Origin of the sequence: Haloterrigena salina JCM 13891 (genome assembly GCF_000337495.1) — an archaeon.
In the GTDB taxonomy this organism is placed as follows: domain Archaea; phylum Halobacteriota; class Halobacteria; order Halobacteriales; family Natrialbaceae; genus Haloterrigena; species Haloterrigena salina.
This window is the reverse complement of the sequence record NZ_AOIS01000067.1, coordinates 137,224-150,059: the sequence shown is the minus strand read 5'-3', so window position 1 is coordinate 150,059 and position 12,836 is coordinate 137,224. Positions and strand designations below refer to the sequence as shown.

The 12,836-nt window shown below is 68.0% G+C and carries 10 protein-coding genes and 1 pseudogene; 7 read left to right on the top strand and 4 right to left on the bottom strand.

Features of this window, described 5'->3' with window-relative positions:
• Positions 1 to 422: 422 nt before the first annotated feature.
• Positions 423 to 1,734, bottom strand: a pseudogene (aroA, locus tag C477_RS21525) (3-phosphoshikimate 1-carboxyvinyltransferase).
• Between the two features lie 159 nt (positions 1,735 to 1,893).
• Here aroA and C477_RS21520 point away from each other — a divergent pair.
• The gene (locus C477_RS21520) at positions 1,894 to 2,871 is read left to right on the top strand and encodes a calcium/sodium antiporter (protein WP_008896689.1); all 978 of its coding nucleotides are present in this window, start codon (positions 1,894 to 1,896) and stop codon (positions 2,869 to 2,871) included.
• 10 nt (positions 2,872 to 2,881) lie between these two features.
• Here the strand turns inward: C477_RS21520 and C477_RS21515 are convergent, their stop codons facing one another.
• A complete protein-coding gene (locus C477_RS21515) occupies positions 2,882 to 4,030 on the bottom strand; it encodes a LolA family protein (RefSeq protein ID WP_008896688.1) in 1,149 nt (382 codons plus the stop codon).
• Between the two features lie 209 nt (positions 4,031 to 4,239).
• On the opposite strand from C477_RS21515, the gene C477_RS21510 reads away from it, so the two are divergent.
• On the top strand, positions 4,240 to 5,409 hold the full coding sequence (locus tag C477_RS21510) for a M24 family metallopeptidase (protein WP_008896687.1): 1,170 nt from the start codon (positions 4,240 to 4,242) through the stop codon (positions 5,407 to 5,409).
• 383 nt (positions 5,410 to 5,792) lie between these two features.
• Here the strand turns inward: C477_RS21510 and C477_RS21505 are convergent, their stop codons facing one another.
• Together C477_RS21505 and C477_RS21500 are read right to left on the bottom strand one after the other, a co-directional pair.
• Positions 5,793 to 6,857, bottom strand: a complete 1,065-nt coding sequence (locus C477_RS21505; RefSeq protein WP_008896686.1) for an NAD(P)/FAD-dependent oxidoreductase — start codon at positions 6,855 to 6,857, stop codon at positions 5,793 to 5,795.
• A 47-nt stretch (positions 6,858 to 6,904) separates the two neighbouring features.
• On the bottom strand, positions 6,905 to 7,636 hold the full coding sequence (locus C477_RS21500; RefSeq protein WP_008896685.1) for a GNAT family N-acetyltransferase: 732 nt from the start codon (positions 7,634 to 7,636) through the stop codon (positions 6,905 to 6,907).
• Between the two features lie 205 nt (positions 7,637 to 7,841).
• Here C477_RS21500 and C477_RS21495 point away from each other — a divergent pair, with 205 nt between their 5' ends.
• The 5 genes from C477_RS21495 (at position 7,842) to C477_RS23230 (ending at position 12,828) form a co-directional block, all read left to right on the top strand.
• A complete protein-coding gene (locus C477_RS21495; RefSeq protein WP_008896684.1) occupies positions 7,842 to 8,678 on the top strand; it encodes a prephenate dehydrogenase/arogenate dehydrogenase family protein in 837 nt (278 codons plus the stop codon).
• Positions 8,675 to 10,264 carry a small ribosomal subunit Rsm22 family protein gene (locus tag C477_RS21490; protein ID WP_008896683.1) on the top strand — a complete coding sequence of 530 codons (1,590 nt, stop codon included), beginning with the start codon at positions 8,675 to 8,677 and terminating at the stop codon, positions 10,262 to 10,264. The genes C477_RS21495 and C477_RS21490 overlap by 4 nt, the downstream gene beginning before the upstream one ends.
• A 507-nt stretch (positions 10,265 to 10,771) precedes the next feature.
• The gene (surE, locus tag C477_RS21485) at positions 10,772 to 11,578 is read left to right on the top strand and encodes a 5'/3'-nucleotidase SurE (RefSeq protein ID WP_008896682.1); all 807 of its coding nucleotides are present in this window, start codon (positions 10,772 to 10,774) and stop codon (positions 11,576 to 11,578) included.
• A 402-nt stretch (positions 11,579 to 11,980) separates the two neighbouring features.
• Positions 11,981 to 12,367 carry a helix-turn-helix transcriptional regulator gene (locus C477_RS21480; RefSeq protein ID WP_008896681.1) on the top strand — a complete coding sequence of 129 codons (387 nt, stop codon included), beginning with the start codon at positions 11,981 to 11,983 and terminating at the stop codon, positions 12,365 to 12,367.
• A 314-nt stretch (positions 12,368 to 12,681) separates the two neighbouring features.
• Positions 12,682 to 12,828, top strand: a complete 147-nt coding sequence (locus C477_RS23230; protein ID WP_008896680.1) for a DUF1328 family protein — start codon at positions 12,682 to 12,684, stop codon at positions 12,826 to 12,828.
• Positions 12,829 to 12,836: the final 8 nt, after the last annotated feature.

Sequence of the window (12,836 nt, the reverse complement as noted above, 5' to 3'; positions counted from 1 at the left end):
TCCCCGGGAAGCGACGGTCGACCCGCCCGGCCGCTGGAGCAGTGCCACCGAACGTCGAGACCCACGGTTCTCGAGCCGCGCCACTCGAAAGCGCCGCTCCCGTTCGGGTGCCCGACCGCCCGCCGCGCTGGCGCCCCCGTCGCGTTCAGACCATTTCGGCACTATATATCAAAAACACAACTACTTATATGGTGAATACGCAATATGGTTCGGCGCCGCCAGATCCTCCTCCGAGGCTCGCCGCCGGAGCGACCGGTGCTGCGGGCTGTCTGAGCGACGACCTCTCCGACGAAACCGACGACGATCAGTCGACGAACTCGAGCGCCGATCCCGGCGAGTACCTCGCGGTCTCGTGGCGAGGGCCGGAGCCAGAACACCACATCGTACTCGAATGCTTCGAGATTCCCGAGTAAGTGCCGTCGCTACTGCCCGTCGTCGCGCTCCAGAGCGACGCCCAACTCCTCGAGCAGTTCGAAGAAGCCGGGGAACGAGACGTCGACGTGGTCGGCGCCCTCGATGATCGTTTCGCCGTCGGCGACCAGCCCCGCGAGCGCCAGCGCCATGATGATCCGGTGGTCGTCGCAGCCAGAAACGNGAAACGGTGGCACCCTCGAGTCGGGAGTCGCCGCCGTGGACCGTCAGCGAGTCGCGCTCCTCGGTCGTTTCGACGCCCAGCTTGCCCAGTTCCTCGGCCATCGCGCTCACGCGGTCGGTCTCCTTGTAGCGGACGTGCTCGGCGTTCGTAATGCGCGTGTCACCGTCGGCGACGGCGCCCAGCGTCGCGATCGTCGGCAGCAGATCGGGCGTGTCCTCGACGTCGACCTCGATACCCGTAAGGGGGGCGCTCGAGACGTCGATCACGCCGCTCTCGCGGTCCCAGTCGACGTCGGCGCCCATCCGCTCGACGAGCTCGACGATGGCGGTGTCGCCCTGCGCGCTCGGGTTGGCGCCCTCGATGCGGACGCCGTCGCCCTCGTCGCCGGCGATCGCCCCCGCCGCGAGCGGGTAGGAGATCGACGAGAAGTCGCCGGGGACTGCGTAGTCACCACCTACGGGCCGGTAGGCCTGACCGCCGTCGACCGCGAAGCCGTCGTCGGTGTGGCGGGCGTCGACGCCGAAGTCCGCGAGCACCTCGAGCGTGATGTCGACGTAGGGCGCGGACTTGAGTTCGGTCTCGAGGTCGATCTCGATCCCCTCGTCGGTGACCGCGCCGGCCATCAGCAGGGCGGTGATGTACTGGGAAGAGACGTCGCCCGGGATCGAGACCGAACCGCCCGACAGCGGCCCGGTGACGACCAGCGGCGCCAGCCCGTTGCCCCGCGTGCTGTACGCCTCAGCGCCGAGATCGGAGAGCGCCTCGAGCAGCGGTCCCTGAGGTCGCGAGCGCAGCGATTCGTCGCCGGTGAGGACGGTCGTCCCGTCGGCCAGCGCCGCCGCGGCCGTGACGAGCCGCGTCGTCGTCCCGCTGTTCGCGCAGTCGATGACGTCCGCCGGCACGTCGGGCCGACCGTCGAAGCCGTCGATCTCGAGGGACGCGTCCCCGGCTCGGGTGACGTCGCCGCCGAAGAGGTCTACCGCCCGCGCGGTCGCCTGCGTGTCCGCGCTCCAGAGCGCGTCCCGGACCGTCGCCTCGTCGGCGTAGCCCGCGGCGAGGATCGCTCGGTGCGTGTAGCTCTTCGAGGGCGGTGCCCGCGCCGATCCCGCGACGCTCGAGGGCGTGATAGTGACGTTCATGGTCGCCCTGTGGAGTGGCCCCGCCTTACCGATACCGATCCGTGCGGTCGCTGCGGACGGTTCGGCGGTCGCCCCGTCCGGCGGGTGGCGAGTTCCGTCCGGCGGAAGCGGTCCGTCGACTTGAGATTTAAGGCGTCCCTTCCGAAACTATGCGGGCGCATGGTTCAAGGAGGACTGGTCGTCCAGATCGCGATCGTCGGCGCGACCGTACTCGGACTGTGGCTCGGTGCCCGGACGCTCGTCGACGCGGTCGTCCGGTTGGCTCGCCGGTTCGGCGTCCCCGAACTCACGATCGGACTGACGATCGTCGCGATGGGAACCTCGACGCCGGAACTGGTCGTGTCGACCGACGCCGCGTTCGCGGGCAGCGGCGAGATCGCCGTCGGCAACGTCATCGGATCGAACATCTACAACCTCGCGGTCGTCCTCGGGGCCGTGTCGCTGCTCGCGGTCGTCCCCGTCGAGCGCTCGCTCGTCCACCGAGACGGGATCGCGGCGCTCCTCGCGACGCTGGTCGGATTCGGCGCGCTGTTCGATCGGACTGTGACACGAGGCGAAGGCCTCCTCCTCGTTGCGCTGTTCGTCGGCTACACGATCTACGTCCTGCGGGACGAGCGAACGGAGGCGTCGATCGACACCGAGTACCCTGATTCTCGGATCGCGACGTCGGACGCACCCGACTCGTTTCGCGGTCGCGACGCGCTCGCGCTCGCGGGCGGACTGATCCTCGTTCTCCTCAGCGGTCACTTCATGGTCGAAGCCGCGTCGGCGATCGCGCGGACGGCGGGCGTCTCGGACTGGGTCATCGGCGGCACGATCGTCGCGGCGGGGACGTCGACGCCGGAACTCGCGGTCTCGCTCGTCGCGATGCGCCGCGGCCACGTCGCCATGTCCGTCGGAAACGCGCTCGGCAGCAACATCTTCAACGTGCTCGGCGTTCTCGGACTCGCGTCGCTGGTCGGGCCGCTCGCCGTCGGCGCCGCCGCGATAGAGTCTCTCTGGTGGCTCACGGCCGTCACGGCGGCGACGGTCGGCGCGCTCTGGTCGGGTCGTCGACTGTCTCGACCCGAGGGCGGGCTCCTCGTCGTCTCCGAACTCGTCCGCTGGACGCTCGGCCTGTTGCGGATCTTCGGCTGAGCGCGAGCGCCTACGGACAGCCGATCGAGGCTGCGATCTCTCGGATCGGCTCGCCCTCGACCAGACTCGAGACCTCGTAGCTCAGGTCGTCGCAGTCCCAGAAGATGCTCTGGATCCGCCCGTCCCGGTAGTAGGCCGTCCGGCCGTCGATCTCGATCTCCTCGAGGACGTCCGGATCGAACCGGCCCTGTTCGCGGACGACGACGTAGAGTTCGCGGGCGACGACGTTCGGATCGTTGTACCACAGCGTCGTCGTCACCCCGCCGTACTTCTCGGCTCGCTCGACGACGGTGATTCGATCGAGGAGGTAGGCGTCGGGGATCGCCGCTTCCGGCAGCTCGTAGGGGACGTTCGCCTCGGCCTCGTCGATCGAGTCGAAGATCCCCTCCGGTTCCGTCCCGTCCGTGACGACCGTCGCGTCCGCTGGCGGCTGGTAGGTGAACGTCTCCGAGTCGACGCCCTCGTCGATCGCGAGGTCCTCGTAGGTGACGGTCAGCCGGTAGCGGATCTCGCCGCCGTCGCGGACCTCGTTGCGCTCCCTGACCGGATACCGGTACTCGTCGTCGATACAGATCGTCCGGGTAACCTCGAGATCCTCGAGGTCGTCGGTCGACAGCGGGACGGCGTAAGTCGTATCGCCGACGACGAGATTGAGACGCCGCCCGGTCTCCTCGATCGGCGGCCGCGTCTCGACGACGTGGGCCTCCCGGCCGTCGACTGTCGTCGTCCCTTCGTAGCCGAGCCGGTAGTTCTCGAGCAGGCTCTCGAGGACCCGCAGCGTCCGGTCGGCGTCGACCTTGGTGCCGTGAAACTGGATATCGACGAGCTCCTCCTCGGGGTTGTACTCCCACGTCGTCTCGCGGTTGGTGACGGTGACCGACCCGACCGGCGCGTCCGGATCGGTCGACTCGAGGACCTCGAGGCGCTGCTTGGCCGGCGGTTTGCGGACGACGCGTTCCGTTCGTTCGACGGTGTCAGACGGCGTCTCGACCGACAGCGTTCGGCGGGCCCTGAGATCGTTCAGGTGGCGACGCGTCTCGATCGCGTCGCGGAGCAGCGCCTCGCTCGAGGGCCCGTCGTCGGCGGACGGATAGCTCACGCAACCGGCGAGCGAGACGCCGGCGCCGGCACCGACCGTCAGAAACCGTCGACGCTTCATGCACGGAAGACTGTAGTCGAAATTTATAAGTTTGTGGGTCGGCCGGTACCGCACTCGAGTCCAGTGACCGGAGCGAACGGAACTGGACTCGCCGGCAGTCACGCGAGCGAAGCGAGTGTGACTACGGCGGGACCGATGACCGAGCGAACGAAGTGAGCGAGTGAAACCGGTCCCGCCGAGATTATGTGGCCGCCCGTTCCACACCCGCTATGGAACTCGACGTCGACCTCGCCCCGTTGCGCGAGCACCTCGAGAGCGACGGGCTGGACGGCTACCTGATCGACGACGACGCCTCGGACGCCGACCAGCGGTACGTCTCCGGCTTCACGGCGCCGGATCCCNCGCTCAGAGATGTGTATAAGAGACAGGGACTCGAGTACGGCCGCGCGACGGCGGACTCGAGCGCCGACTCCGTGACGCGGCTGTCGACCTACGACTACCAGGAGCTGGTCGGCGAGCACGGCGCCTACGAGGCCAAGAACCGCGCGATCGCGGCGTTTCTCGAGGACCACGGCGTCGAATCGATCGCCGTCCCGCAGAACTTCCCGACGGGGACCGCGGACGGCCTCCGCGAGCAGGGACTCGCGGTGACGGTCGAGTCCGAGGGGATCGTCGAGACCGTCCGCGCGACGAAGACCGACTGGGAACTCGAGCAGATTCGCTCGAGCCAGCGGGCCAACGAGGCCGCGATGGCCCGCGCCGAGGAGCTGATCGCGACCGCCGATATCGAGGACGGCCTTCTGGTGCGGGACGGCGAGCCGCTGACCAGCGAGCGCGTCACGGAGGCGATCGAGATCACGCTGTTGCGCCACGGCTGCGCGCTCGACGAGACGATCGTCGCTTGCGGCGCCGACGCGGCCGACCCGCACGACCGCGGGAGCGGCCCGCTCGCGGCCGACGAACTGATCGTGATCGACATCTTCCCGCGGGACAAGGAGACGGGCTACTTCGCGGACATGACCCGCACCTTCGCCCGCGGCGAGCCGGGCGAGGAAGCTCGACGGCGGTACGAGGTCACGCGGGAGGCCTACGAGGACGCCCTCGAGGCCGTCGAAGCGGGCGCCACCGGCGCCAAGGTCCACGGCGCGGCCTGCGACGTCATCGAGGACGCCGGCTACGACACCCTCCGGAGCGATCCGAACACCGAGACCGGCTTCATCCACAGCACCGGCCACGGCGTCGGGCTGGACATCCACGAACAGCCGAGCGTCTCGCCCGCCGGTGGCGACCTCGAGCCCGGGCACGTGATCTCGATCGAGCCCGGCATCTACGATCCCGCCGTGGGCGGGGTCCGCATCGAGGACCTGATCGTCGTCACCGAGGACGGCTACGAGAACCTAACCGACTATCGGGTGGGACTCGAGCCGACGGCGGAGTAATCGGTCTCTCGATCCGGAATGTTGGTGCCGGCTCGGATTCGTTCTCCTTCGGTGGCGCGCGCCGGGACGGGGTGAGTTTTACGAACCACGTCCCGAAGCCGTGCGAGGGATGAGCGATCGAACAGAGTGAGTGAGCGAATCGGCTGGGAGGGCGTGGCAATTCCGCGCTGCCACGGTACACAGGACGCTTCGTACTCGACCACACTACTATCGTGGCAACAGGGATTTCCATACCCTCCCCAGCCGATTCGCTCGTTCGCTTTGCTCACTCGCTCATCCCTCGCGCAGTGTCGGGACGCAGTTCGCTTCCCTGAGGTCATCACTTCGTTCGACCTCGATATCGCTCACTACGTCCCAGTGCGCGCCACTGCGAAGCCGGTCGCTCAGTTCGATACGTTCTCCGCGAGACGCTCGCCGGTCTCGAGCCCGTTCCGTAACGCGGCGTGGAGTCGCCCCTCGCCGGCGACCCAGTCGCCGAGACAGTACAGCCCCGCGTCCTCGGCGGCCCGGACCGGCTCGAGAGCGATTCCGTCCTCGGGCAAGGCGTAGCGCCAGCCATGGTGGTCCGTCCAGTCGGGCTCGAGCAGGCGCCCGTCGCCCAGCAGGTCGGCAGCCAGTTCGGCGAGGGCCTCGAGGGTTGCGTCCGGGTCGTCGTCGTAGCGGTCGACGGACCACTCGTGGTTGGCCTGGACGACGAGCAGCGACTCGCCGTCGGGGACGTGCCCCGGCTTGCACTCCTCGCGGCCGATCCACCCGATCTCGTGGGCCTTGTCCGTGTTTACGAGCGCGTAGTAGGGAAGATCGAGTTCGAAGGGGTAGTGGAAGACGCCCGTCCAGATCGTTCGATACGGAACCGCTTCGACGGCGTCAGCGAGGCGCTCTCGAACGTCGCCGTCCCACTCGGCCGACCGTAGCAGATCGGCGGTCTGTGGCGCCGGCGGGTTCAACAGGAGGGCGTCGAACGGCCCCCATCGGTCGCCGGCGTCGTCCTCGAGTCGCCACGTCCCCGCGCTTGACCCCCGATGGATCGTCTGGACTCGCGTGTTGCGGTGGATCGTCGCGTCGGTCCGGTCGAACAGGCGCTTGGCGATCTGGGTCAGCCCCGTCTCGTAGGTCCACTTGTGGTCGTCGGCGTCCCGGCCCTCGGCGATCTCCCCACCGCTATCGAACGTCCAGACCGGGTCGGTGACGTCGACCAGCCCGTCGGTCTCGAGGGCCTCCGTGAGCAGGTCGACGACCCGCTCGTCGTTGGATTTGACGTAGTTCGCGCCGTAGTCGTAGGTGACGTCCGCTCGCCGACGGGTGGCCGCGCGCCCGCAGAGGCCGCCGGACTTCTCGAGGACCGTCACCGAAATGCCGTCGCTCGCGGACTCATCGTCCCGTTGCTCGAGCGCGTACGCGGCGGCGGCCGCCGCCGCACCCGCGCCGACGATTCCGATCCGTGTCATGGTCGGAACTCACGGCCCGGGCGGTCAAGAATCCCGGCACCGTCGGCTCACAGCTCGCGGGCCATCATCACCTCGTCGACGGGTTCGCCGTCGATCTCGTAGTGGTCCCGGCGGATCGCCTCAGTGTCCCAGCCGTGTTCGGTGAGGAACTCGAGGGCGCGGTCGTTGGTGATGGGAACGCTGTTGTACACCTTCCGGTAGCCGTTGGCCTCGGCCCACTCGAGGCCCCGCTGGAGGAGCTTGCTCCCGATTCCGTGTCCCTGGTGGGCCTCGCGGACGCCGACGGTCTGCTGGGCGGTCCCCTGTAACTGGTCGACCTGCGGGAGGTCGAGGTGGGTCCAGCCGACGACGTCGCCGTCGACCGTCGCGACGAAGAACATCCGGGATTTGACGGTGTTGTGTCTGGTGACGGTATCTTCGTAGAGGAGTTCCTCGGCGATGGCCTCGGCGACGACGTAGGTCTCCTCGGCCGTGACGTCCCTGATCGTCTCGATGAGCCCGTCGAAGTCGGACTGCCGTCCCGGCCGAACGACGAACGTTCGGTCGTCGGTCTCGTGTTCCGCGACCGCGCCGAACTCGACGGCGATCTGCAGCGTGCCGCCGTCCTCCTCGAGGTAGCCGTCGGCCTTCAGCGACTCGAGGTGGGACTCGAACTCCGCGGACGGCAGCGACACCACGTCCATCACTTTGTGCCGCGCGACGGTGCCGTTTCGCTCGACGTACTCGTAGATCCGTCTGCTGGCGTCGGACGAAAACGTCGGCCGCTCTGTCACGCCCATACGGCCAGTACGGAGACCGTCGATTTAACATTTGGGAGTAGATAACACACGCCATGGTGATGGCCATCCGGAACGGGACGTTCGGCGAATCGACGGATGGCCGGCGACCTGATCGGCGGCCGACGAGGACGCCTCGAGCGAGCGGACGGTCACGGAAGCCGATCGATCGAACCGCTTTTGCGACGCCGGACGGTAGCAGGGGCCGATGGACGTACTGATCGTCGGCGCGGGGGCGATGGGGACGTGGCTCGGCCGTGCCGTAGACGCTTCGGTGACGTTCGCCGACGTCGACGCCGACGCCGCGGCCGCCGCCGCCGACGCGGTCGGGGACGACGCCGATACCGCGCCGCTCGAGGGGACCGACAGCTACGACGTGGTCTGCATCGCGGTCCCGATGACCCACGCCGTCGAGGCCGTCGCCGACCACGCCGACCGAGCAGAGGGGGCGATCGTCGACGTCTCCGGCGTGATGGGGCCGCCCCTCGAGGCGATGGCGACGCACGCACCCGACCTCGAGCGGGCGAGCCTCCACCCGCTGTTCGCGCCCGAGCGAGCGCCCGGTTCGATCGCCGTCGTCCGCGACGAAACGGGACCGACGATCGACGCACTGCTCGAGACCCTCGAGCGGCGGGGCAACGACCTCGTCGAGACGACGGCGACGGAACACGACGACGCGATGGAGACGGTTCAGGCGGCGACCCACGCCGCCGTCCTGTCGTTCGCGCTGGCCGCGGAACCGGTCCCCGACGGCTTCGAGACGCCGATCTACGAGGGACTGGGAACCCTGGCCGAACAGATGACCGAGGGGACCCCCCGCGTCTACGCCGACATTCAGGAGGCCTTCGACGGCGCCGACGCGATCGCCGACGCCGCCGCGACGGTCGCCGACGCCGACCGCGAGGAACTCGAGTCCCTCTACCGGGAGGCGGCCGGTCGGTGGCAGTCCGACGCAGCGACCGATTCCGACGACCCGAACGGCCGGACGGAGAGCGAAATGAACGGACAACCGAACAGCGAGACGAACGGAGGATCGACCCGATGAGCGACCAGCGCGACTCAGTCCGCTCGAACGCGAAGTACCTGCAGAACGTCCGCCCGATCGATCCCGACGAGATCTGCGAGTACGTCGAGGGCAACCCGCACCCGGCGGTCGTCCGCCAGCACCTCCGCGAACTGGCGCCCGAACTCGAGTTGATCGAGCGCGACGACGGCACCTTCGTCCCCGTCGAGGACGACCCCGTGGCGCCCAACCGCGGCCCCGTCGAGCGCTTCCCCGCGGCGTACGAACAGCGCCTCGAGGACCTGCTCGTCGAGCGCTACGGCGTCGACTGGCACGAGGACGCCACGGGCGGGCTCCTGCGGTCGACGATCCGGCGGTTCAAGAGCCGCTACCTCGAGCGTCGGCCGGTCGAGTACGATGACGACGTCGCCGCCGGCTACGCGATCTACCACCTGCCGGGCTACTACGCGGCCGTCCAGTACGCGCTGGACGACCTCGCCGAGCGCGGCCTGCTGGGACGGTCGCTTCGCGTCCTCGACATCGGCGCCGGCGTCGGCGGCCCCGCGCTGGGGCTCTGTGACTACCTGCCCGACGACGCCCTGCTCGACTACCACGCCGTCGAACCGAGCGCGGCCGCCGACGTGCTCGAGGACCTGCTCGAAGAGACCGGGCCGAACGTCCACCCGACGATCCACCGGACGACCGTCGAGGCGTTCGATCCTTCGGAGGTCGGCAGGGACGACGACGGCGACGCGTTCGATCCCACCGCACCCGACGACGGCTTCGACCTCGTCCTCGCCTGCAACGTGCTGAGCGAACTCGAGGAGCCGGCGGCCGTCCTGCGGTCGACCCTCGAGACGCTGGCGCCGGACGGGACGCTACTGGCGATGGCGCCTGCGGACAAGAACACCAGCGTCCAGTTGCGCGAACTCGAGCGGGAACTCGAGGACGAGCGGCTGTGGACGCCCGCGGAGATGGGCTTCGACGAGTCCGACGCCGACGGCGAAGCCGAAGGGGCCGAAGGGGGGAGCGCCGCTGCTCATCGGCGCGGTCTGGTGACGGTCTACGGACCCACCGTCCGCCTCTGGCCGGGCGAGCGCCCGGCGGATCGGGGCTGGACGTTCGACGTCAGGCCCGACCTTACCGTCCCCTCCTTCCAGCGGAAACTCGACGAGGCGACGCCGGCCGACGACGCCGAGCACGCCCCCGGCGAGTTCGTCAACGTCGACGTCCAGTTCTCGACCTCGCTATTGCGCCTCGACGGGCAGCGGCGGATCGACCTCGCGCTCGAGACCAGCGACTGGGCGAAGATGGCCGAGATGGAACGCCACGTAACCAACCGGATCGACCTCGTCGCGGCGAAGCTCAGCCGCTCGCTGAGCGACGACGACCGCGACGGCGGCGATCACGGCGGCCGCTCCAACCCGCTTTTCAAGATCAGCGACGGCAGTGAGTCGATCGACCACTACGCCGTCGTCACCACCGAGAGCTCGCTCAACCGGCCGCTGGTCGAGGCCGACTACGGCGAGGTCTGTTCGTTCGAACGGATCCTCGCGCTCTGGAACGACGACGAGGAGGCGTACAATCTGGTCGTCGACGAGGAGACGATCGTCGACCGCATCGGCTGAGTCGCTAGCGGGACGACGATCCGAGACGCCTGATTCGGCACGTGGGACGACCTATTGAACGGCTGTCTCGAGACCGATTCGAGTGAAAACGGGCGTTCTGCCGCCGTGGAAACGGGGAATCGCCATACCCACACCCTCCCTAGCCGATTTCTGCTCACGGGCGCTGCGCGCCCGTTCGCATGGTTCGCGGAACCTCCGGTTCCGCGCTAACGTTCGCTCCTTTCGGTCGCTCACTCATCCACTGGAAGACGCTTTGCGTCTTCCAAGCCGTTCGCTCGTGTACCTCGCGAAGACCTCGCACAATATCGTTGATCGGCCTCGCAGTCGCTCACGGGTCACTCCGTTCCCCGTTCGCAGCCGAGGTGCTCCTGTCGGTCGCACCTCGCGTCGCTCAGCCGATCAACAGCGCGCCACCGCAGTACTCGCGAGCGATCGGCCTCGAAGCCGACTCGTCAGACGACCTGCCAAAGCGGTGGGCTTTTCGCGCCGGCCTCCGACGCCACCGATATGAGCGACCCCCTCGAGATCCTGTTGACCAACGACGACGGGATCGACAGCACCGGCATCCGGGCGCTGTACGACGCCCTCTCGGAGCTGGGCAACGTGACCGTCGTCGCCCCCGCGACCGACCAGAGCGCCTGCGGCCGCTCGATGTCCCACGAGGTCGACGTCGAGGAGCGCGAGCTGGGGTACGCCGTCCACGGCACGCCCTCGGACTGCGTCGTCGCCGGGCTGGCCGAACTCGGCCCGTTCCCCGACATCGTCGTCGCCGGCTGTAACGAGGGCGCGAATCTGGGCGAGTACGTCCTCGGGCGCTCGGGAACGATCAGCGCCGCCGTTGAGGCCGCGTTCTTCGACGTTCCCGCCATCGCGACGTCGATGTACGTCCCGCCCGAACGGGGGCCGCTGAGCGAGATCGACCTGCACCCCGAGGACTTCACCGAGGCGACGCGCGTGACCTCCTATCTGGTCGAGAACGCCCTCGAGGCGGGCGTCTTCGAGCACTCGGCCTACCTCAACGTCAACGTCCCGCTGCCCGACGGTGACCCGGCGCCGCTCGAGGTCACCCGCCCCTCGAAGCGCTACGAGATGGACGCCGAGCGCGACGGCGACCGCGTCCACCTCCAGGACCGCGTCTGGGAGCGCATGGATCCCGAGACGCTGCCCGACCCCGAGGGGACGGACCGCCGCGCGGTCGTCGAGGGTCGGATCAGCGTCTCGCCGCTGACCGCCCCGCACTCGACGAACCGTCACGAGGGGCTGTCGGCGCTGGCCGACGCGTACCCGGAGTCCGTCGACTCGACGGAGCGATAATCGACCCGAAACCGAGGAGTATTGATATGGCCCACCAGCCCGATGAGACGACCTGGGGACGCGCCGACCGCTACCGAACTGATTTGTATCGGCACGGTGAACGAACAGCCATGGCGTGGGTCGAGATCGAACGCCGGCTGCCGACTGCGACCCTCGAGCGTGCCCAAAGCGGCCACTGCGCGCGTGGTCCGCTGTGACGCCGTGTCGCGGCGAGACCGCGTGTCTACTCAGTGACGAGATAACCGACTTGCGGTTCGCAAGGCCCGTGCTATTCGCTGACCGCAGCGTTACGATAGTCAGACCATAATTAGCAGCTACAGAGATAGGTACCAAATGAAACACAAAAGCAAGGTAGATCGGTATCCAACGGACACAACTAGCGACTACGGAGGGTGATCACGGATGGTATTCAACGAACTCTGGACCCGGCTTTCGTCGCTCTGGTCGAGCGGTTCGACAGACGAGACGGAAGACGGCGAGATGACGGGCGAGGAATCGGACGACAGCGAGGACGAAACACTGAGCTACGCCGAGGAAATCGAGTACGGGGTCGACGAACACGACCTCCCCGACGAGGACAAAATCCTCAGACTGCTCGTCAAACGCGGCGGCCGCGTCGATCGATCGACCGTCCGTCAGGAGACCGGCTGGTCGGAAGACCGCCTCAAGGAGGTCATCGACCGCATGGAAGACGAAGGGCAAGTCAGCGCGATCACCGTCGGTCGAAAACGGGTCGTCTGTCGGCGCGGGTTCGAGCCGAAGGGGTATCGCTCCCACCTCAACGAGTAACGGATCGACGCGGACGCGTTCGGGACGCCGGGGCAATTTCGACGGGGCCGAGGTCGACGGTATTCACGTGCTCGAGGACTGATTTTCCGCACTTGTGTCTGCATTCCGGACTCGAGCGTCGGCTGTCGCGGCGCCGACACGCTAGCCGCGTCGCCCTCTATTCGGAACGCTCGACTCGAGTCGGATCCGCCTGTAAGTCGAGTCGACCGGACGGTTGCGGCGGTCGACAGGAGAGTCGCCGCGACGGCGCGACCCCGGTGTGGACGGCGTATGAAGGCCGAATCAGTATCCGTCTGACAGTCGTCTCTAGAGTCATGTTAGAACTCGCACTGCTGTTCTTCGTGATCGCGATCATCGCCGGTGCACTCGGTGCGGGCGGCGTCGCCGGACTGTCGATGGCTATCGCGAAGTGGCTCGTGATCGTGTTCGTCGTCCTCGCGGTCGTCTCGCTGTTGCTGTGACCGCGGGG

Excerpts from the sequence above, each read along its gene's own strand:
- C477_RS21520 (WP_008896689.1), top strand. The coding sequence starts at position 1,894 with ATGGTTCAAGGAGGACTGGTCGTCCAGATCGCGATCGTCGGCGCGACC.
- C477_RS21515 (WP_008896688.1), bottom strand. The coding sequence starts at position 4,030 with ATGAAGCGTCGACGGTTTCTGACGGTCGGTGCCGGCGCCGGCGTCTCG.
- C477_RS21505 (WP_008896686.1), bottom strand. The coding sequence starts at position 6,857 with ATGACACGGATCGGAATCGTCGGCGCGGGTGCGGCGGCGGCCGCCGCC.
- C477_RS21500 (WP_008896685.1), bottom strand. The coding sequence starts at position 7,636 with ATGGGCGTGACAGAGCGGCCGACGTTTTCGTCCGACGCCAGCAGACGG.
- C477_RS21495 (WP_008896684.1), top strand. The coding sequence starts at position 7,842 with ATGGACGTACTGATCGTCGGCGCGGGGGCGATGGGGACGTGGCTCGGC.
- C477_RS21490 (WP_008896683.1), top strand. The coding sequence starts at position 8,675 with ATGAGCGACCAGCGCGACTCAGTCCGCTCGAACGCGAAGTACCTGCAG.
- surE (WP_008896682.1), top strand. The coding sequence starts at position 10,772 with ATGAGCGACCCCCTCGAGATCCTGTTGACCAACGACGACGGGATCGAC.
- C477_RS21480 (WP_008896681.1), top strand. The coding sequence starts at position 11,981 with ATGGTATTCAACGAACTCTGGACCCGGCTTTCGTCGCTCTGGTCGAGC.
- C477_RS23230 (WP_008896680.1), top strand. The coding sequence starts at position 12,682 with ATGTTAGAACTCGCACTGCTGTTCTTCGTGATCGCGATCATCGCCGGT.